The sequence below is a fragment of the Serratia sp. JUb9 genome (assembly GCF_014298095.1).
GTDB lineage: Bacteria > Pseudomonadota > Gammaproteobacteria > Enterobacterales > Enterobacteriaceae > Serratia_B > Serratia_B rhizosphaerae.
Map to the genome: position 1 here is coordinate 2,829,874 of NZ_CP060416.1, position 18,981 is coordinate 2,848,854.

The 18,981-nt window shown below is 55.8% G+C and carries 20 protein-coding genes; all 20 read right to left on the reverse strand.

Annotated features, from left to right (window positions below; genetic code table 11):
- Positions 1 to 34: 34 nt before the first annotated feature.
- The 20 genes from HF675_RS13355 to HF675_RS13450 all read right to left on the reverse strand — a co-directional run bounded on the left by HF675_RS13355 (position 35) and on the right by HF675_RS13450 (position 18,975).
- On the reverse strand, positions 35 to 3,379 hold the full coding sequence (locus HF675_RS13355) for an SGNH/GDSL hydrolase family protein (RefSeq protein ID WP_187043181.1): 3,345 nt from the start codon (positions 3,377 to 3,379) through the stop codon (positions 35 to 37).
- A gap of 2 nt (positions 3,380 to 3,381) precedes the next feature.
- Positions 3,382 to 4,521: a contractile injection system protein, VgrG/Pvc8 family gene (locus HF675_RS13360; RefSeq protein WP_187043182.1), complete on the reverse strand. Its 1,140-nt coding sequence runs from the start codon at positions 4,519 to 4,521 to the stop codon at positions 3,382 to 3,384.
- A gap of 1 nt (position 4,522) precedes the next feature.
- Entirely contained in the window at positions 4,523 to 4,738 is a 216-nt protein-coding gene (locus HF675_RS13365) for a tail protein X (RefSeq protein ID WP_187043183.1), read from the reverse strand.
- Entirely contained in the window at positions 4,713 to 5,189 is a 477-nt protein-coding gene (locus HF675_RS13370; RefSeq protein WP_033637992.1) for a phage tail protein, read from the reverse strand. Before HF675_RS13370 ends, HF675_RS13365 begins: the two co-directional genes overlap by 26 nt.
- Complete coding sequence (locus tag HF675_RS13375) at positions 5,186 to 6,814, reverse strand: hypothetical protein (protein WP_187043184.1); 1,629 nt, start codon at positions 6,812 to 6,814, stop codon at positions 5,186 to 5,188. Before HF675_RS13375 ends, HF675_RS13370 begins: the two co-directional genes overlap by 4 nt.
- 103 nt (positions 6,815 to 6,917) lie before the next feature.
- Complete coding sequence (locus HF675_RS13380; RefSeq protein WP_187043185.1) at positions 6,918 to 7,217, reverse strand: phage tail assembly protein; 300 nt, start codon at positions 7,215 to 7,217, stop codon at positions 6,918 to 6,920.
- 57 nt (positions 7,218 to 7,274) lie between these two features.
- Positions 7,275 to 7,781: a phage major tail tube protein gene (locus HF675_RS13385; protein WP_187043186.1), complete on the reverse strand. Its 507-nt coding sequence runs from the start codon at positions 7,779 to 7,781 to the stop codon at positions 7,275 to 7,277.
- The gene (locus HF675_RS13390; RefSeq protein ID WP_187043187.1) at positions 7,778 to 9,304 is read right to left on the reverse strand and encodes a phage tail sheath C-terminal domain-containing protein; all 1,527 of its coding nucleotides are present in this window, start codon (positions 9,302 to 9,304) and stop codon (positions 7,778 to 7,780) included. The genes HF675_RS13385 and HF675_RS13390 overlap by 4 nt, the downstream gene beginning before the upstream one ends.
- Positions 9,305 to 9,343: 39 nt before the next feature.
- On the reverse strand, positions 9,344 to 9,925 hold the full coding sequence (locus HF675_RS13395) for a tail fiber assembly protein (protein WP_187043188.1): 582 nt from the start codon (positions 9,923 to 9,925) through the stop codon (positions 9,344 to 9,346).
- Positions 9,925 to 10,986: a phage tail protein gene (locus tag HF675_RS13400; protein WP_187043189.1), complete on the reverse strand. Its 1,062-nt coding sequence runs from the start codon at positions 10,984 to 10,986 to the stop codon at positions 9,925 to 9,927. Before HF675_RS13400 ends, HF675_RS13395 begins: the two co-directional genes overlap by 1 nt.
- A gap of 4 nt (positions 10,987 to 10,990) precedes the next feature.
- A complete protein-coding gene (locus HF675_RS13405; RefSeq protein WP_187043190.1) occupies positions 10,991 to 11,527 on the reverse strand; it encodes a phage tail protein I in 537 nt (178 codons plus the stop codon).
- Positions 11,514 to 12,431, reverse strand: coding sequence for a baseplate J/gp47 family protein (locus tag HF675_RS13410; protein ID WP_054306632.1), 918 nt, complete (start codon positions 12,429 to 12,431; stop codon positions 11,514 to 11,516). The genes HF675_RS13405 and HF675_RS13410 overlap by 14 nt, the downstream gene beginning before the upstream one ends.
- Positions 12,406 to 12,765 (reverse strand): GPW/gp25 family protein, encoded by a 360-nt coding sequence (locus HF675_RS13415; RefSeq protein ID WP_187043191.1) that lies wholly within the window; start codon positions 12,763 to 12,765, stop codon positions 12,406 to 12,408. Before HF675_RS13415 ends, HF675_RS13410 begins: the two co-directional genes overlap by 26 nt.
- 37 nt (positions 12,766 to 12,802) lie before the next feature.
- Complete coding sequence (locus HF675_RS13420) at positions 12,803 to 13,420, reverse strand: phage baseplate assembly protein V (protein ID WP_187044738.1); 618 nt, start codon at positions 13,418 to 13,420, stop codon at positions 12,803 to 12,805.
- On the reverse strand, positions 13,420 to 13,959 hold the full coding sequence (locus tag HF675_RS13425) for a hypothetical protein (protein WP_255427282.1): 540 nt from the start codon (positions 13,957 to 13,959) through the stop codon (positions 13,420 to 13,422). The genes HF675_RS13420 and HF675_RS13425 overlap by 1 nt, the downstream gene beginning before the upstream one ends.
- Positions 13,960 to 14,631 (reverse strand): hypothetical protein, encoded by a 672-nt coding sequence (locus tag HF675_RS13430; protein WP_054306634.1) that lies wholly within the window; start codon positions 14,629 to 14,631, stop codon positions 13,960 to 13,962.
- 2 nt (positions 14,632 to 14,633) lie between these two features.
- A complete protein-coding gene (locus tag HF675_RS13435; protein ID WP_061323243.1) occupies positions 14,634 to 14,993 on the reverse strand; it encodes a head-tail joining protein in 360 nt (119 codons plus the stop codon).
- The gene (locus HF675_RS13440) at positions 14,994 to 15,344 is read right to left on the reverse strand and encodes a DUF2190 family protein (RefSeq protein WP_187043192.1); all 351 of its coding nucleotides are present in this window, start codon (positions 15,342 to 15,344) and stop codon (positions 14,994 to 14,996) included. It abuts the gene before it with no gap.
- A gap of 78 nt (positions 15,345 to 15,422) precedes the next feature.
- Entirely contained in the window at positions 15,423 to 17,510 is a 2,088-nt protein-coding gene (locus HF675_RS13445; RefSeq protein WP_187043193.1) for a ClpP-like prohead protease/major capsid protein fusion protein, read from the reverse strand.
- Positions 17,464 to 18,975 (reverse strand): phage portal protein, encoded by a 1,512-nt coding sequence (locus HF675_RS13450; protein WP_187043194.1) that lies wholly within the window; start codon positions 18,973 to 18,975, stop codon positions 17,464 to 17,466. The genes HF675_RS13445 and HF675_RS13450 overlap by 47 nt, the downstream gene beginning before the upstream one ends.
- Between the last annotated feature and the right edge of the window lie 6 nt (positions 18,976 to 18,981).

The window sequence follows — 18,981 nt, forward strand, 5'->3', positions numbered from 1 at the left end:
CAGGGTATTTTCCCCTGAGCACATTCCCTCTAATTTACTCTTCAGTACACGCATACATGTAGTACGGGAACAGGCACTGATATGCCAGATACTGCCGCCCATGCGGGTTCGGATGAATGCCGTCCCCTCGCGTGTCAACAAACGAACCAGATTCCGGGTCTACTTTTTTCGTGTAGCCTTCGCTGTCCCACTCTGTATCAGCCGGCAAAATAGCCCACGTCGGAATAACGTGTATTTTCTCAGCCTGGCGGTTTCTGAACGCGCCGAGCGTGTTACGCACGTACTGAGACGTAAACGTGTTCCAGCGATCGGCAAACTTGTACGAATGGCAATATGGAGCCACAGCAACGATTGCATCGGGGCACGCCAACTTTATCTGGCTGACAACATATTTCATCTGCGCGATGTATGTCGCCGGCGGGATGGCAGCTGTGCCATCGTTCCACGCAAACGACACGCTGACGACGTCAGGGTCTGCAAAACCCTGCTGGTCGAGGTAGCGACGATAGTCAAACGTGTAGAACGTCCCCTCCTGTGTTTCTGCATAGGATTTTTCCTCAACAGCGCCAGTGTTGAGGAAGCACATTTCCGGTGAGGCCGACTTTTGCTCTGCTGTAGCTTCAAACAGAAATGGGTTTTTGTGCGTCGTGCTCGGGTTGTCGTAGCTGATAACTATGCGCTGGCTATCGAGTACGTTTCGGCGTCCGACAACATGAGAAATGTTCCACGACGTGCGCCCCTCTCCGACCCCGCTCTCCTGCTGCTGCATCGTGCCGATTTCGTTAATCGTTAAACCTGCGGCTCGTAGAAGCGCTGACACGCGCGCAGACATGCCGCGATGCGTGATTGAGTCACCGATAAGCGAGATATTTTTCGTCCCTGTGGCCGTAGCCGGCGGGCGAACAATCGTGACGTTACGCCGTGACCACTGAGCCGGCTTCTGGCGGTCGTGGAAACCGATACTGACGGACGAACCGAGTTTGTCAGGGTCAATCTCAAACGTGCGGTTCGTCTGGTAAGAATACGGCCACCCCGGCTTCGTCATGCCAATGAATGTCCAGTCGAGAAACTGGTTCATATCCTGTGTCCAGTACATCAGCATCTGCGGGCACTGTAGCAGCAGAGGCGTTTCAGGCGGCACGAACAGCTGATCAGAGAGCAGGATATAGTTCTCCGCTCCCGCGATGGGATCATCAACCTTCAGGCGCGCAGGATACGTCCCGTCGCTCGACAGTTGCTGCTGGATATATGCGTTTAGCAACGGATCACGCACCGCAGATGCGTTGATTTTCAGTATCGTTTTGTCTGATACAGCAACACGCGTATTGAACACATACAAATCGGCATTCGTCAGCACGTTGCGAGAGCCGAATATCACACGCCTGGCGTCCGCCGTGTAGTGATATTCGGCAGTTACAACATAGATGTTGTCTGTGATGCGCTCTTTGATCATCGGCGTTACAGCGTGGAATGTGCTGTCATAGAAGAAACTCTTACACGCAGTGATGACCGCAGTTTTAACGTCAACGCCCGCGTCGGCATTGATATACACGTAGTTTTCTGTGCGAACGTAGTCACCTGCTTTAACACCGGCGAGGCTAATTTCGACAAGACCATCGTTATATCCGGACGAGGCCCGTAGTGCCGGCAGCGCCGCTAACGCACCATGCTGTGCGATTTCTCGCACGGCCGCGGGCAGGTTTGCGACCGGCGTCCATGCGCTGGAGCCAGAATAAATAGGCTGCTGTTGAATGGATGGATCTGCGGATGGGTTGAATGCGATGTTATCTGCATTGCCGTCGATACGTTCTTCGATAGATGCATCACGCGCAGACGTCTCTGCAATGTCTCGGATTTTTTGCCCGGCAACAGACATAAAGAAGCCGAACACGTAGAACGTCGAAACCGTACTGCTCTGGCGAACACCCATCGAAATGCGGCGCGGCGTGCCTGCTGTGTATTGATAGCTGGCGCGGACTTTAAACAAATTATCACTGATACGCTCAATGATATCCGGCTCAATCTCGGTGAAATTCCCGTTTTCATCTAGGAAAAACACTGCGGATTTATCGACCTCTGCACGCGCATCCACCCCCGAACCCGGAGCGACATAAATATAAAACTGAGCGGCCGCATACTGGCTTTTGTAGAACGTGCCATCAAGCCACGGCTCGACTAAATGGTCTGTATATCCCGAGGCCACTGGCGGGGCGTACAGACACTGCAGGGCGCCTTTGTCTGAGAGAACGTCCGCAACCACAGGATCAGCCAATTCCCCAACCGGGACCCACGGCGATGAGCCGACGCGCAAACGCGGCAACTGAAATTTCGGATTAGCATAACCGTTGAACAACAGATTTGGTGCAATGATACCGGAGGTATGCTGATAATCAGCGAATGACATATCACCGCCGATACCGGTAATAGCATGTCCAGAAACCGCCAGCATTGGCAGTGCTATTTCACCCGCAATAGCGCCGACGACACGCTGCTGATAACCGAAATTTACATCTATTAGCGTCGTTGTTGCGGGCACCTTTGTCGTCGCAAATGCTCGAAAAATTCCATTCCCCAGGTCTTCGGTCGTTACACCACCAGCTTGCGTGCCATCAGCAAATCGGAACTGCGCAGACGCGTAGAACGTAGACCCCATAAACAGGAATGATACAGCGACGTTATCTCCGGGTTTTACAAATGAAAGATCATGCGTAAAAAAGTAGTTTTTTGTCGGCTCACCATCACCAAGTGTGGGGGCGACAACAGATTTTTTTACACCATAGGCCGCAAAGGCCGATGATGGAGAGTTGTTCCACACTGCTGCACCAGTCAGCGCCGGCAGTTTTTTGCTCTCGTCAGCAACGCTATTTTCTATAATATTCGGGCTATTAACAGCACCAGTACCGGGAGCCGATGCAATTTCAACAGCAGTTCCGTTGTCGTTCAAATAATATTTGAATCCGTTACCAGGCCCCTGCCCGACGCGAAAAACTTTACCGCTTGGCGTACCAGCGATACCAGCGCTCGTACCATCCGGATCATCCGGGGTTATGTAATACGTATTGGCGTCAGCAATATTTTCCGCGTTTTCCGCTGCGGTTTCTGCTCGCGACGTCAGACTTTCAAGTGCTGATTTATCTGCAAAAATATTAAATCCATCAACAAGCTCAATAAGATTCCCCTCTCTAGGGGAGAGGATAGATTTAATAAATACTGACAATGGTATTTTTTTTGTTCTTAATATTCCGTCTTTGTCGCCTTGGGATATAACAAACAGGTCATCAATGAGTGATTTATCCGCAGAAGGTAACTCAGATATTTTCATTTCTTTATTTACAGCATTTTCTCCACCGCTAGCACTCTGCTTTAAGCTGTTAACCATCTCTATAGACTCCCATTATTTTTATCAAAATAGCCAATACCATCATCTTTCTTTTTCCCCGGTTTTTTCCCGTCTTTCCCTTTAGGCGGCTTGATGTCCGTCGCCAGATTGAACGCGAACGACATTCCCTGGGAGGTGAGAGAAAACACCAATGATTCGATTAACCAGCTCCGATCCTCCACCGTGCCGAAGCCCTGGGTAATAACCCGGCTCTCTGCCGTCAGTGGAATATGTGCCGGCCGGCACGGCCCGCTGAGCGTCATGCGGCGCTCATTGCGGCTTACCTGCGTTTTTCTGGATTGCGCGCTGTGGTTGGCGGCGGTTTTGGTCGGCTGGGTGAATGGGTGGGATTGTGACGGACCATCATGTTCGAGTGACTGCGTTTTCGTTCGCCCATCTTCCGGGTCAAAGTACGCGACACTGATTTTTCCCTTCTTCCCGCCCTCGCCTTTTTTGCCGGGGCCAGTCGTTGCGCCGCGCTGCTGGCCATCGGTATAACCCCATTCCGACACCTCATCCTTTAAAATCGTTACGCTGGCCAGCGGCTTCCCGCCGACGCTTAACGACTCACCTTGCTGAAGAAAAAGCCAATAGCCACCGGACGGTTTGCTGATCGCATTAAAACGACTGGCCAGCCTGGTCATTAAAGCTGCATCCGATTCATTGACCTGATCGAGGTGCCCGACCGCGATATCTGCCAGTGCGCCGGCCACTTTGGGGATCAACCCGTTGTCACTGGCGACAGTCTTCACAATATCGCCCAGGTTCACTCCGTCCCAGCTGCGGCTTTTCTGGTTCAGCACGTCGCCGGGCTGGCGCTGGGCATTCATCGGCGCCGCCGTGGCATAAATAACGATTTTTCGCGGCGGGCCGCTGCTGGAAATACCGCTGACAACAAACCATCCCTTGTCCTGCAATACCCCGTTAAACCCCAGTCCCAGCCGCAGGCGGGCACCCTTGTTAGGGAGCGCCATGGTTTCCGACAGAATGGTGATCTGCAGTTCGTCGGCCTTTGCCGTAGCGCCGCCGTTATCCGTCAGCCTGATTTCCACCAGGTTCTCACGCATCAGCGCAGTAATATCCCGCCCTTCAGCCGTGAGGCTGAACTCCGGGCGATATTCTTCTCTCTGCACGTTTTCCATTTCAGTCCCACAGTTGAACCGTTGACTCTGCAACCTGCGTTTCGATGTCAGGCAGCGTAATGATCAGGCCGGAAGGGTATATCGCCCCCAGCGCGGCCAGCTCCCTGTTGGCGTCCAGCACTTCCGTCAGCGTCTGAGGGAGATTTGCCAGACCGTAATGCCTGACGCAGATGGCATCCAGCACATCGCCTTCATGGGTTATGTATGTCGTCGGCATAATGTTTTATCGTGATCGAGTAGGTTTTCTTTCGCGGAGAGCCGCCAGGCAGGAACGCCGGCGTGGTATCGGTAAAATCCGTAATCACCCACCAGCCCAGCACATCCCCGGCGCCACTGACCAGCTGCTGGGGCTGCGCCTTGTCGGCGAGATCGTACAGTGCGTCGATGGACGTTACCCCGTTGCGGAAAAAGGCGTGGGCTTCACCGTCCAATTTGACGCTGCGGGCTTCCTTGCCCGTGTACTGCAGCAGGTCCTGTTTGCCGATCCGTTCCTGTTCCTGCCAGCGCCAGCGCGCCTCTCGCGTCAGCTGGTTATACGCTGCCGTATCGATGGAGAATTCAAAGTCGCCCAGCATCATCATGATCTTGGCATTTTCTGCCGGGCGCCCGTTCGGTGCGTTGTAACTGTACGCACCGGTTATCGTTCCGATGATGTCTATATCGCTCATCCGCTCCAGCCTCCAGGTGCGTCATACATCGCATTGTTCCCGTTAAATACGTCCAACTTACCGATCTGCGTTACCGCGTTATCGGCGATGCTTTTGGCGTCCTGCCCCGGCGAACCGTTGACGGTCATATAAATATTATTCCGTCGGTTGTCGGTGACGGTGGGCTTATCTTCCTTACTGTCAAGCAGACCGGCTTTTTCCATCATCCGGGTGAATGCTGTAGCTACTGGATCACCCTCATCATTCCCCACGGTGCTTTCATACAAGGCATCTATGCGCTTATCGAACGCTTTATCGTCCCTGAGTCCTAATATGCCTTTGGTTTCCGTGTTCGCAGCAATGGCCTGTTTAGCCAGGTTCGGGTTAGCAGCAACCTGCTGATCAAACCACTCTCCCAACCCATAACGGTCGGCCGTTTGTTTGGCTAGCTCCGTGGAGCCGTTATAAGCCAGCGAGCGCAGCACGCTTTTTTTGTTGTCGGCCTCATCCGGCACAAACTGCCCCAGCCATTTCGCAATGTTCACGGCCACTTTGCTAAAGGTGAGTAACCCATTGCCAAACTCAATCAGCGCAGGTATCCAGGAGTTGCGGATGGTCGTGGAAATCACCTCAATACCGCCGTTTTTGAACCAGTCGGACAGCTCATCGGCCAGTTTGGTGACCATCGGAGCCAGGTCTCCGCCCAATTTGCCGGCGATCTGGTCCACAGCGCTGCTCCAGACCGTCCGCAAGTTGCTGAACGCGATGTTACTGCGCATCGCCCCTTCCGCGCCGTCACGGGTCACCAGGTTGTACCGCTTCTGTTCGTTCATCAGGTCACGATAGCTTTTGCCGGTCAGGCGCATGTAGGTCAGGATTTTGTTAGCTTCACCGCCGAAGATGGAATCCGCGTAGCCAGCCGCCAGCTGTTCGTTATCCAGTTTCAGCAAACGTTCAAAAATGCTCGACACCTGGTCTTCATTGCTTTTTCCGTACATATCGCCGGCCTTGAACCCCAGCAACGGGAAATTCTCTGCGATAGCGCCTTTCGTCGGGTCCTTCTTAAAATCCGAGACCTTATTGCGGTACTCTTCAAACAGGTCACCGAAGTTCTCCCCGTTCAGCCCCATCTGCTTACCAAGGCTCTGCCAGGCAGAGTAGGTGCCAATTCCTACGCCATAACTGCGGGCAATACCGTATGATTCGGCGGTTTCGGCATTGGAGCGAACGGGAGACATGACCGCGCCGATCCCCGCACCGATTAACCCGCCAGCGGCGGCAATCCCCAACCCGGCACCGAGCGTTCTTCCCGCCCGGCCTACAAGGCCGCGCCCCATGGCACCAGCCCGACGAAAACGTTCGGCACGTTGCAGGCTGCGGTTCAACGATTCCTGCTCTTGCTCCGTCCTTTTTATAGAGCGCGTAACTGTGTCGTAATCACGCTTAAGGGCGCTAATATCATTGCCAGCCAGTTTCGTTTTCTTCATCCGTTCTGCCAGCTCTTTCTGCTGTTTGGCTAACTTCTCGGATTGTTTCTCGACGGTTTTAAGTCCTTTGTTAAGGCCGTCCGTAGATCGGCCCCAGCTCCCGTCGATGTTGCCGCCAAAGGTAATCGTCGCTTTCAGTTTTTGACTGATGCTGCTCATTTCCTCACCCGCTCATATTCGTCTTTAACGAAATCGTAAAAGGTGGAAAAAGGCATGGAGAGCCAGTCCCCCATGCTGTAATTCAGGGTGCGGCCAACCAGCCTCAAGGCTTGTCGGATGTCGTCTTCTGACGCTCCCCAGGAGGCAGCAAAAAATTGTTCCAGGCCGCCTCAAGCTGGTAATAGTCAGCTGCAGTCAGTTGATAGACGTCCTCAACATTCATGCCGCACAGATCGGCCAGCATGCCGATTTCCTTTTCTGCATCGCTCCCCGGACGTTTGACATACTCGATGCGGTCACGCACCAGCGGTTCGCGCATCGTGACTTTTTCAAGCTTGCTGCCATCGGCCAGCGTCAGCGGGGAGTACAGTTTGATTTCTACGTTGCTGCCTGGGTAATTCATGGTATTGCTCCAATAAAAAAGCGGCACAAAGGCCGCTTAATAGTTGTTGGGTGGGGATTAGATGCGGATTTTGCTGCGCAGGCCGCCCAGCTGATCCACGCCGTTCACACGGCGGATAAAACGCTCGGTGTCGATTTCAAACAGCTCCATACCGTCTCGCGTCTGCTTGTAATAGCTCATCGCAATCTCAACCGTGATCGCCGTTTCCCCCATGTTTTCATTGCCCCGCGCATCCGGCGTGACCTTCGAGACGAACCCTTCAATCTCTTCGATCGTGCCAATCGCCCGGCCGTTACTCAGATAGCCCTGATACGCCATAAAGCGCGGGCGGCTACCGGAGATAAAGCCAAATCGGCTCAACACGTCGGTATCAATACCCCAGAACTTGATAGAGCACGTCAGCGCCTCCATGCCATCATCCAGCGGGGTCGGTGCATCCTGGGCGCCCGTACGCAGCTGGGTGGTGACAATGGACAGCTCCGGCGGCGTAAACTCATGTGCGCCGGTAACACGGAAGCCGCCGGCAAAAATGGTCCATGCCCGTAACGTATTTTTTTCGCTCATTGTGCGGTCATCTCCTCAACGGCGTAATCATTATTGATGCGCACACGCATGGTGATGCGCTCGGTCGGTGACTTCGGCCCGAAGTCATAGTTGATATACAGCACACCAGCGGCCAGGGATTCCGCCGTGTTCAGTTCTTCGTCCAGCCACGCAGTACCGCCAAAGATGGCACCCAGGCCAACAAGCTGGCGCAGGTATGCGTTCACTGTGCCGAGAATGTCATCAGCCGTCTCTTTATCCAGCGGCCGGTCGTTATAAATCATGACCGTGTTCTGGATACTGTCTTCGATAACGTCTGCAGTGCGGCGGACGGACTCGAAACGCCACTGAGGGTGATCGATGCACAGGCGATTGCCCCAATGCTTATACCCCGTGCGGCGAATGATGGTGCTGACGTTCTGCATGTTCAGCAGGTTCGCCTCACAGTTCGGATCGCCGAGAATAAACTCGTCAACCTGCTCAAGGCCGAGAATGCTGTTGATGTCCTGATTGGACTTGCTCCACCACCAGCCTTTCTCCAGATCGATGCGCGCCCGCAGGCCAGCCGCAAAGGCGGAATACGGACGGAACTCCAGCTCGCCGCTGGCATTCACTTTTTGCACCCGAGGCCGCAGCAGTTCGACGCGACCACCGTACATCTGCCGGCGCTGCACAACTTCCGGCAACGTTGCCATCGAGGCACAGTCCAGATACGCCACTGCACGGAGTTTTTCGGCTGCCGTTTCCAGCCCTTTGCCGATACCGTCATCTTCACTGAACCCCGGCGCAATCAAGATGCGAGGGCGATAACCGTTGACAGATTCACTGGATGACCAGGCGTTGATCCCCGCCAGGATATTCGCGCGGATATCGATATTGAAAATCTGATCAGACAGCAGGCGCTGTTCATCCTCAGCGGTGATCGGCTCTTTTTCTTCGGTGGAGACGGTGACCGGCTGTTCATTATCTTCAACGCGCACAATGACGATCAGCGCGTTGGTCTGGTCGGCAATCTCCTGCACGGCCGGCGGGATAGTTCCTGCACTACCCAGCGCCCGCATCTGCGTACCGCCGACGACGGCTACCGGTGTGTTGAGGGGAAAGGGTTCATCCTGTCCGCCAGACAGCACCACGCTAAACGGGCTGACATTGCCGGTGTCAGCGCCCGGTAATACGGTGACCAGGCTGTCAGTCAGTGCCAGAACCGCGTCGGACACCTCTTGCGCGGTGGCGGTGAGTTTGCCGTCAGCATCGCTGGCCAGCAGAATTTCCAGCACGCCTCGCGCATAGGTAGCACTGGTTTTTCCGCCGGCCGGCGCTGCAACAGCGGTAACGCGGAGCTGGTTACCCGCCCGCCCCTGCTGCGCAGCCGTAAACGTCAGTTCATTATCCAGCAGCGCAGTCCCGGTGACGGCCTGCGCCTTGGTTCCCGGCGATGCGTCCGGGGCTGTACCTACCAGGCCGATAACCGCAGTCTGGATCGTGGTAACGGCAACCGTCCCGCTTGTCAGTTCAATTGTTTCTACGCCGTGCAATTCGGCCATATTATCCTCCAGGCATAAAAAAACCCGCTCGGTGGCGGGTCACTGTTTAATTGGGATTGGTCGGGTTGGCCAGGAGATATCCGGCGCCTGATTAACATCGATGCGGCTTAGCGCCAACCTGTATTTTTTCCATTCGGTCAGGGCCGCCTGTTCAGCTTCTGTCGCATCGCCAAATTCCACCGCGTCCTGAAGGGGGGCGATAGCTTCAGAAGCTTCACTGCTACGCTGTGTCAGCTCGTTCTTTGCCACTTGAACCTGCTCACTCTGAGCCTTGGCTTCATCCGTCACCCATTTCTCACCGTCCCAGGTGTCATACGGTGTGTTCGGCGGCGTAAACGTACAACCTTCCGGCAAAGGGCCGACTTCAAGCATGATTTTTTTATTCGCCTGCCCATCCCAGTACGGGGAGCCTCGGTAATCATTAACATACTTCCATTGCCCATCATCCCAGACACCAGCCTGACCGGTTTTCGGAGCGCACTTCATGGTCGTGCAGTTGGCTGGTAGTCCGGTGTGCGGCGCGACGTAAAAATTCAGGGTGCCGGTAAAAACGTTATTTTCATCGAAATTGTAAATCCACACCCAGCGTGGAGCGGCAGAAAATTCAAAGTCCGTGCTCATTATGCAAGCCTCACGATATAGTTAAATGCAATGTTTTTGACGGTTGTTTCCGGGTTCCCGTCCGGGTTAATGCGCCCTGTATGGATATGCGGGCCGATTGGCAAGCTATGGGCGTGATCGGGCAGGCGTTCAATCAAACCATAATCGGCAAGGCCTCTGTCTTGGTCGATGCTGTGGCGCGAGCTTTCGCCGCCGTCAAGAGAGGTGTTAGAACGGTACGAACGTAATTTCAGCTGATACGCGCCGCCTGGCGTCGTCTGCTTTGTTCCCAGGTCAGTGCTGTCAATCTCCAGCCCATGCCCATGATATTTGTTGCCGTCGGCCTCAAAGCTCAACGGCTCGCGGCCGTCCGGTTTACCTTTAATCGTCATGCGCCGCATGTCAGGCAGCACTCCGGACGGATAGGCTTGCGCAAGTCGCGGATAAGCTGCCTTGTCAAATCCTTGACCTAACAGGAATGCATGACCGGGCGCAGGTGAGCTTAACGGCCAGGGAAGCGGAACACCTGCTGGCAGTAACGGGGCATCGCCGATATAAACTTCGCCATCGACAGCGATATCATTTTGGACATGTAACTTGCCGGACATAACGTCACCGGTTTTTTTTACATATCGCTTATCTGCTTCTGAAATGGTTAATGCAGAGACATTGGGATCGACGTCAATCACCACGCTTTCAGCATGTGTCAGTGTCATCGCGAAGTTGATGATGATCTCTTTCATCACCGGTGCTCCATCTGACGGCAATACGGTGTCCGGGTAATCCCCGTACGCCACCAGCACACCATCAGCACTGACCAGCCCCACTTCTCGCAGAACGTTGCCGGGATACTTTCTCGCTTCTATAACGGTCTGACCGCTAATCATCCCTTCTGTTGACGCCCCACCGGTAAACGGCGCATCACCGAACTTGTTCACCAATACCGTCGCGTCGGGGTTCGGAATTATTGGTTTTCCGCCACCGTCACCAAAAGCCGCCAGTGTAATTTTCACGATGCTTCCCGCCTGGTAAGCGGCCTCGATCGCCGCCGCGCCGGCAGTCGTCAGAATAAGACCACTCATTAAGTTAACTCCCGTAACTGGTTATCTCGGACACCACCATGTAGGAGGCCGAGTATGCGGTGCCTTGTGTGGCATTTTGAAAGGACATGTCGAACCACGAACGCAGGTTTTTACTGCGCATCACCGCGTTCTTGAAATCCTGAATATGCTGTTCGTTCACCGGATTGCCGGCTTGTTCCACCACCAGCGAAAAGGTGTACGGCTCACCGCGTGGCGCCTGTTCAAACCACTCGGTTAGCTGGTAGGTGAAGGGCAACCCTTCCAGAGCCGTTTCAATCGCTCCACGCGTCCCCCTGTGCCGGTGAATATAAGTCGCGTTCCGTATGGCTGCGCGCTTTTGTTCCTCGCTCCACTCAGGCAACCAGGTATCTACGCTGAATTCCCACGCCAGCCAGGGCAGCAGTTCTACCGGGCATGCGTCGGGATTTTTTACGGCGCGGATAAGGTCGGGGATCGACAGCACCTCTGTCGTGGTTGCCTCTTCCAGCGCCCGCTCGGCGGGCAGCGCATTAGGCGGCAATAACGTTTTATGCATCGACATTGACTATCACCTTTTTCAGCGTGATTTCCGTGCAAAGCGGCGCCTGACCGATATCCATCAGCAGATCATCAACCGGCGAGGCCAGCTTAACCGTGACCACACCCGGCTGATGCAGCGCCCGGTCAATCCCCGAACGTGATACGCGGCTGCCGATCCGGTGTGTCTGTTCGAGGTAGGTTTCCAGCGCCCGCCGTGATGCACTCATCACCGTGTCGATATCCGGGCCGGAGGGGATGTAAATATCTGCCGTTACCACGAACTTCACCATTGCCGCCGGCTTCACGGTGACGAAGTCGGTCATGGGCCGTACGTCTTTCGCATTAACTGCCTGATTGACCTTTTCCAACACCTCCGCTGTGGGGATACCGTCGTTATCACGGGAAAGCACGTAAATATCTACCTCGCCGCGCCGGCCATGATCCAGCGGCCCATAAGCGCGAACATCCAGAATAGAGGGGTCTGCAGAAGCGGCAAAGAAGGTATAGGCGTTCTCGGCGCCGGCGGTGCTGAGTCGTGACCAGGCCAATTGGATGCGCGTGCGGAACGCGTCATCATCTTCATAAACCGGCTCAACCGGCGGCACTGCATTCGGATCTCCCGGATTTATCAGTAGCCGCGCCACGTCAAAGTTTGCGCCAATCTGGTCAAGGTCAGCGCCTTTTGCGCTGGCCAGCAGCACGGCGCGGATGGAGTCATTCATCGCCACGCGTAACAGCGTGGAATGATAGGCCAGAACCTCGCCCTGTTTGTACACCGGATCGGAGGGCAGCAGCGCATCATAGACCGGGTCCAACCCGCGCAGACGGTTTAACCATCCTTCAAAAATCAGGCCGGCGTCCGGGACTTTCACCGCATCCGGCACCGGCAGCTCGGAAAGGTTAATTGTTGCTGAATTCGTCGCCATTAATGCTTATCTCCGTCAACGTGATCGGCTGGCTGCTCTCTATATCCGTGCCAATGATGGTGAGGTCAAAATGACCGTGGGTAACAAACGACACCTGTACCGATGACACACGAATGCGTGGCTCCCAGCGAGCCAGGGCGCCGGCCGTCGCCGCAATAATGCGGACACGGTTGCTTTCGTCCTGCGGGTTATCGACCAAATCAACCAGTTCGCTCCCGTAGTCACGGCGCAGCACACGCGAGCCGATCGGTGTGGTGAGTATGTCAATGACGGATTGCCGTAAATGCTCAGTGCCGGAGAGCCGCTTGCCGTTGCCGGCATTAACACCGTGCATGATTACCCCCATAATAAAAAACCCGCGCAATCGCGGGTCACATCTTGCTGTTTGGCTCGCCTGTCGTGCCGCCGCTGTCTCCTGGGTGAGCGTGGTTGTTATAAACCTCCCTCACCCGCTCCAGCGTGCTCTTGCCATCCGATATCTGGCCGCTGACGGACAAGTCCCCGTTAACGCCGGTGTTGGCATTGATCTGCGTTATACCCTGAACCGTCAGAGTATCGGTGATCTCCACCGGGCCGCGCAGCGTTCCCTTACCCTCAATCTCATACGTGCCGCCTTCGGCAATAATGATTTTCAGGGCATGGGCACCGCGGTCATAACGGATTTCCGTGCCGTCACTGTATCGGGTGACATGCTCGCTCTCGCTCCCGTCCGGAACCGGCATTTTCCCCGTGTTCCAGCCGGGGAACACCCGCCCGTTATTCAGGTCGCCGGCTTCGCTGATGACGGTAACGGCATCCCCTACGGCAATCGGGTTAGAGTCAGCCCTGTTGGCGCTGGATGACGGCTGGCAGACCGGCAACCAGGTCGTTGTAATGTCGCCTATTTCTACCCGGCATTGCGGCTGCGGGCCGTGCTTCACCGACTGAACGACACCACGGCGGATCATGTTGGCCACGCGCCGGGCAAGGTCCCCCATATCCTGTGACATCATTCCTCCTTGCGCTTGTAGATAAGCCGGTAATCATTAATGTGCGCAGCACCAATTTCCGGCGCCGCACCCAGCCAGACTTCACGCAGCGGACCGGCAACCGATTCGAAGGGGTCTTCCCCCATGGCGGCAGACTGGCTATATGTGATGCGCCAAACGATATAATCATCCATCGCAGGATCGAAGCTGTCCGGCCCCGCGCTGATAAACGCCGCCGGCTGCAGCCCTTCAAGCCCGAAGGTTTGTCCGTTGATCCACTGGCTGATATCCGCCGCCGCCGAGCGGGCGTAAATTTGGGGTTTATCAATGGTGTCGCTGGCCTTGTCGATCACCACAAACAAATCACATTCAAACTCAACATTGAGCTGCCCGTCACTGCTCGGCGACTGTTCCCAGCCCATGATCGAAAAGAACACGGCCGGCGTGGTGAGCTGCGTTGCCTGTTCCGGGTAGTCGTCGGCATTGTTTACCCACGACAACGACCGCAGCGCCTCAATGACCGCGTCGTGATAAGTCGGCATTAAAATAGGCTTGGCCACTTACTTCCTCCAGCTGTTCACATTAACCCGCGCCTTTACCCTGCCCCGGATATCGGTTTCAAAGTGATGCAGAAATATTTCAACAACATCCGCAAACGCGTTGTCTTCGATGTAATCCAGCATCGGCGCATAAATATCGACTTCGGCTTCGCGGGTACGCCGCGTCGCCGGGTCGCGGATCAGCACCGTCCGGCGTCCTTCTCGTTTGCTCCTGCCGACTTCGCCATTCTCAAACGTTTTGGCTGACAACAGGTTGCCGCGCGGTTCAAAACCCACAGAGTTTGCCCGCCGGCGCGACGGGGCATAGCGCCCGGTTTTCGGGTCACGGCGGGTATGATGCGGACGCATACGGCCGTTAATACGCCCCTTCAGGTCCTTGACCTTGATTGCATTCAGACCGAACCACAAGCGCCCTTCATCTAGCAACGAGCCGCGAGAAACACGAAAGGAAAGCAGGCGCTTTCTCACCATCGCCATACTGCGCGGCGCCAGCCCATCCTTGATATCCGCCATGGCCCGCTTGCGCATGGTGGCGGCAGTTCGCTTCAGTGCGCGGGAATACGCGGTCATGTACTGCTTGTGCGTTGCCCCGACGGCCAGGGCAATGTCACGCAGAACCATGGTGTCGATATCGATCGGGAGATCACGGCGTAACCGCGTAGTCCTGGCCATCGTTACTTACTCCATTTGTTAATGGGGTCCACCTCTTTCCCAGGGACGCCTCTGGCAAGCTTCACGCGCGTTCTGCCCGCTTCATCAGCACCGATATGCGTCACCCAATAGCTGGCCCCGCCGATCAACGCCTGGCATTTCTTTTCAAGCCCAACAATGTCAGCCGTATACACGCTGATAGCTGGCGCATGATCCTGAATTTCACCGCCGCCCTGCACCAGGGCCATATCATCCGGGCTTTCAAAAATTGCGACGACCGGACGGGCTTGCCCCTCAATGACTAAAACCACCGAGGGGTCTTCGGCGAAATAGCGGTCCACACGACGATCAGCACGCTGCATCCGTTCCGTGAACCGGTTCATTTAGAAACCCAGCCGCACCGGAGCGTCTTCCTGTCCTGCCTCGCCGGCGCTCCATGCCGAGCCGGCCAGAGGGAACGCTGCAGCAGCTTCTGCGCCGTCGGTGGCTTTTGCTGTCAGCGCGCCAGTGGCATCCAGATAAACCTTGTCACCCACCGCCCAGGTTTCATCCGCCACCTTGGGCAGTACAAACACCCCGACGGTATGCAGCACGCCCCACGCCCCTGCTGGGATATCGGCATGTGCAACACCGACAATGCCACCGACGGCTACCGGCTGACCGGACTCAATCAGTTTTGCCGACGTGTTCTCGTAATCCAGCGTGGTGCCATCCTGCTGTAAATTCTTTGCCATAATGATTTTCTCCAGAAAGTAAAATGGGTGGCGACGCCACCCACGGACATAAAAAAACCGCCGTTATCGGGCGGTTTATCAGGCTTTGCCGGTAGACTTCACCAGACCGCGCCAATCCATCGGCGCGACGCCGGCGTCAATGCGTACCTTGAATGCTGCACCGTCAATGGTGAAGCCCTGCTGCTGTTCCAGATACGGCGTATCAATGCCATCCAGATACGCCACTTCGATCGTATCCTTGCCCTGTGCCGCCGTCAGGTACCATTCCTCCGCGCTTTTATTATCCAGGCGAGGTTCGGAGATAACTTCAACAAAGTTCTGGATCGGGTTATTGATGCCACTGTTGGCATCGGCGCCAGGCACGCTGGCAGAGCGGATCAGCTGATTGGCTTTCGACTCCAGCGCCACCGGCGTCAGCATATAAGCCGGGCGGATATTGAGCGTACGTTCGCCTGATTTCTGCAGCAACATCTTCTGGCGGGCCTTATCCAGTCCGTCAATCGTCAGAGGCTGGTTCACCAGGTTATTGTGATCCGCACTGAACAGGGCTTTCCCGTCGCTCATTTTCTGGTTACCAGTCAGCACCGCCCAGACCAGCTCGCCAATGGTGTAACGTGCAGCGCTGCCCATCATTTCAGGAATACGCGTCAGCATGTCCATGTCATCATTAATGATGGTCTGGCGGTCAATGCTGAACAGGTTGCCATAAGTAGCCAAGGCGATCGGTTCCCCTTTGTCACCGACCGTAATGTATTTGTATTCCGCCCCCGGCTTCACTTCCCCCAACTTATCCAGCGCGCCCAGGCCAACACGGTGCGCGGTTTTAAAGTCGGTCAGCGTGCCTTTACGTGTCCAGCGATCAAAGGTTTCATTCGCTTCTTCCCACCCTAACAGGGCGGACTTGTGGGCCACGTCCATCAGAATGTTGCCGAAGTCGGAACTTGAATGGGTGAATGCCAGACCTACAACCCCCTTACCAGACATGCCGGCGACACCAATACCACGATCAACCAGCGAGGCGCGCGCCAGTTCACGCAGTGTCATCCCCTGGTAAGGGTTGTCTTTTTCCGCTTGCGCATGACCGGCACGGCTCATTACCGAGGCGCGGACCGAATCACCGACCAGGTTACCGTTGCCGGCATGGATATGCGCGGCACTGGCGCCAATGCTCGGCGTGGTGCCTTCCGCCAGCTTAGCCAGCAGACGATCTTTCGCCATGTTCGCATCGCAGCTCATGTCGTTAATGCACTCGGTGCGCAGCGCGGACAACTGAGGAAAACCTTCAAAGACGGCATTCACATCCGTGATGCGTGCGGTGTTGTTGGCCTGCAACGTCTGCTGCAGCTGCGCCGCCAGCGCCGCCACATCGATTTGTGGAGCCTGTGCGACCGGCGTGGATGGAGCAGGCGCCGGCTGAGAGACCGGAGCCGGATTCTGTGGATTTTGCGCGTTAGGTGCCGAGGTCTGCGCACGTGCGCCGAAGAGGTGATTAGCTGCTTGTGGCATATTGTGATAATCCTTCAGTTTGTTTTGATTGAGCGATGCGGCTGCATCGAGTGGTTCTTCCAGCACATCAGCGAAGCCTTTAGCAACCGCCTCCGCACCATCCATCCAGGTTTCGGCCTTCAATAACGCCGCGATTTCCTCCCGCGACAGACCGGTTTTCGACATATACGCCGCCAGCATCATCTCCTCGTTACGATCGAGGAAATTGGCATAATCGCGCATTTCGTCAGAATCCCCGGCCATGCCGCCCCACGGCTTGTGGATCATGATCCAGGCATTGGAGGGCATATGTACCGTGGCATTCGGCAGGCAGGCGATAACCGAAGCCATACTCGCCGCCAGGCCGTCGATATAGATATCGACCTGCCCGGTCAGCCGCTGCAGCGTGTTGTAAATGGCGAACCCGTGCATCACATCCCCGCCGGGGCTGTGGATGTGCAGCTCAACGTTTGTGGCCTCGAACACGCCGGCGTCGCGGCAGTCGTTGATAAAGGATTGCGCCGAAATACCCCAGCGGCCGATCTCTTCATAGAGATAGATTTCTACCTGCCCCGGACGGCCCAGCGCGGCACGGATTTCATACCATGTTTCGGTATTCACCGCGTCGATACCGCTAAGACTTGCTTTCGGGGTCATCCACCCCGGATTTTTTTGTTTCATTCGCTTTCGCTCCTGAGTCGTTGGCTGCGTCAGAGTCCAGCACCAGACCGTGATCGCGGTTAAATTCAACTTCACGTACACGCTGGCGTTTAATCTCCTGCGGTGACTTGCCGCGCGCGCGTACCCATTCGGCCTCGGTGCCAGCCCCACCGCGCACGATGGTTTTCCACGATTCAGCCTCTTTCACCGGATCAATCCACGGCATTACCGGCCCCAGATAGAGCGCGTTGTACAGCGAGGACATATCCACATCATCGGGAAGGCGGATTTTCGACAGACGCAACATATCTACCCAGGCACGGTAAACCGGGCGGCTGTATTGACCGACAAACCAGTTCTGCAGGACGTTGTAGCCCTCGAACCCTTCCACCAGCTCCTGGCGCTGGCTGGAATAACTGCCGTTATAGTCACGGGAAATACTGGAATAACCGCTGCGCGTACCGCCGGCAACGGCGCGGAGCTGGCCGTTACGGTATTCAGACAGGTGCACATTGGGCCGGTTTGACTCAACCATCCCCAGATCCTCACCGGGGCGCAGTTCGTCAAAGATCATGCCCGGCGCAATGTCAAAGTTACGCGCAGTGCCTGGCTCCGAAAACTCCCCATCTTCGCTTGCCGCACCATCGCCACGCTTGATATAGAAGCTCAGCGCCGCAGCGATACGCGCCGCAACACGTTCCGACTCTTCGTAATCCTTGATATCTGCCAGGCGGGTAATCACACCGTGTAGCAGACTGATCCCGCGCAGCTGGTGCAGCCGCTTGCGCATTGCCAGGTGTAACATGTTTTCGGCCGGCACCCGCTTGGTCGCCGTAGACATACGCAGCGTGCTGGCTGGATGTGCCTTATACACGTTGTAAGCCAACGGCCGCCCCCAGGCATTAACCTCAATGCCCTGCTGAACATTCCCGCTGCCAAGACTTCCCAGGTTCATCGGCACAAAGTCCGCCTCCAGACATTCCAGCGACAGCTGGATGCTTGTGGCATGCTTCAGCCCTGATACCGGCCCCCGCACCAGTTGCGAGAACACTTCGCCGTCACGCAGTGCTGAGCGCAGGATCAGCCGTTCAACCTCGGCGCGCGTAAACATGCCGGTGACTTCTGGCCGGACGGACCATTCGGACCAGTGTTTAGCCAGCAGTTCCGCACATTCCTCATGCAGCGTGCCATCCTTCCGCAACGGCTGCGGCTCGACCTGAATACCCTGCGCCCCGACGACTCGTTCTTCCAGTTTGTCGAGGATGCCGATCACAATGTCGTGGTTTTCGTCCAGCCAGCGCGCCTGCTCACGCAACGACACACCGGCCGCGAATACTGCCGAATCAGCAGAACGCCCCTCGCGCTTGGCTTTTTGAAGCCGTGACACGTTTGCCGCTTCATACGCCCGCAGCTGATAACGATTTTTGGCGCGTGACAAGGCCCACCCTGGCGCCACAACGCCGAGTGTCTTTTCTATAAATCCCATGGGTTA

What these genes read in the sequence shown, in the direction of transcription:
- HF675_RS13380 (WP_187043185.1), bottom strand. Translation starts at nt 7,217, where the DNA reads ATGAATTACCCAGGCAGCAACGTAGAAATCAAACTGTACTCCCCGCTG.
- HF675_RS13450 (WP_187043194.1), bottom strand. Translation starts at nt 18,975, where the DNA reads ATGGGATTTATAGAAAAGACACTCGGCGTTGTGGCGCCAGGGTGGGCC.
- HF675_RS13360 (WP_187043182.1), bottom strand. Translation starts at nt 4,521, where the DNA reads ATGGAAAACGTGCAGAGAGAAGAATATCGCCCGGAGTTCAGCCTCACG.
- HF675_RS13395 (WP_187043188.1), bottom strand. Translation starts at nt 9,925, where the DNA reads ATGAGCACGGACTTTGAATTTTCTGCCGCTCCACGCTGGGTGTGGATT.
- HF675_RS13390 (WP_187043187.1), bottom strand. Translation starts at nt 9,304, where the DNA reads ATGGCCGAATTGCACGGCGTAGAAACAATTGAACTGACAAGCGGGACG.
- HF675_RS13355 (WP_187043181.1), bottom strand. Translation starts at nt 3,379, where the DNA reads ATGGTTAACAGCTTAAAGCAGAGTGCTAGCGGTGGAGAAAATGCTGTA.
- HF675_RS13370 (WP_033637992.1), bottom strand. Translation starts at nt 5,189, where the DNA reads ATGAGCGATATAGACATCATCGGAACGATAACCGGTGCGTACAGTTAC.
- HF675_RS13365 (WP_187043183.1), bottom strand. Translation starts at nt 4,738, where the DNA reads ATGCCGACGACATACATAACCCATGAAGGCGATGTGCTGGATGCCATC.
- HF675_RS13445 (WP_187043193.1), bottom strand. Translation starts at nt 17,510, where the DNA reads ATGAAACAAAAAAATCCGGGGTGGATGACCCCGAAAGCAAGTCTTAGC.
- HF675_RS13400 (WP_187043189.1), bottom strand. Translation starts at nt 10,986, where the DNA reads ATGAGTGGTCTTATTCTGACGACTGCCGGCGCGGCGGCGATCGAGGCC.
- HF675_RS13440 (WP_187043192.1), bottom strand. Translation starts at nt 15,344, where the DNA reads ATGGCAAAGAATTTACAGCAGGATGGCACCACGCTGGATTACGAGAAC.
- HF675_RS13405 (WP_187043190.1), bottom strand. Translation starts at nt 11,527, where the DNA reads ATGTCGATGCATAAAACGTTATTGCCGCCTAATGCGCTGCCCGCCGAG.
- HF675_RS13435 (WP_061323243.1), bottom strand. Translation starts at nt 14,993, where the DNA reads ATGAACCGGTTCACGGAACGGATGCAGCGTGCTGATCGTCGTGTGGAC.
- HF675_RS13415 (WP_187043191.1), bottom strand. Translation starts at nt 12,765, where the DNA reads ATGCACGGTGTTAATGCCGGCAACGGCAAGCGGCTCTCCGGCACTGAG.
- HF675_RS13430 (WP_054306634.1), bottom strand. Translation starts at nt 14,631, where the DNA reads ATGGCCAGGACTACGCGGTTACGCCGTGATCTCCCGATCGATATCGAC.
- HF675_RS13375 (WP_187043184.1), bottom strand. Translation starts at nt 6,814, where the DNA reads ATGAGCAGCATCAGTCAAAAACTGAAAGCGACGATTACCTTTGGCGGC.
- HF675_RS13420 (WP_187044738.1), bottom strand. Translation starts at nt 13,420, where the DNA reads ATGTCACAGGATATGGGGGACCTTGCCCGGCGCGTGGCCAACATGATC.
- HF675_RS13385 (WP_187043186.1), bottom strand. Translation starts at nt 7,781, where the DNA reads ATGAGCGAAAAAAATACGTTACGGGCATGGACCATTTTTGCCGGCGGC.
- HF675_RS13410 (WP_054306632.1), bottom strand. Translation starts at nt 12,431, where the DNA reads ATGGCGACGAATTCAGCAACAATTAACCTTTCCGAGCTGCCGGTGCCG.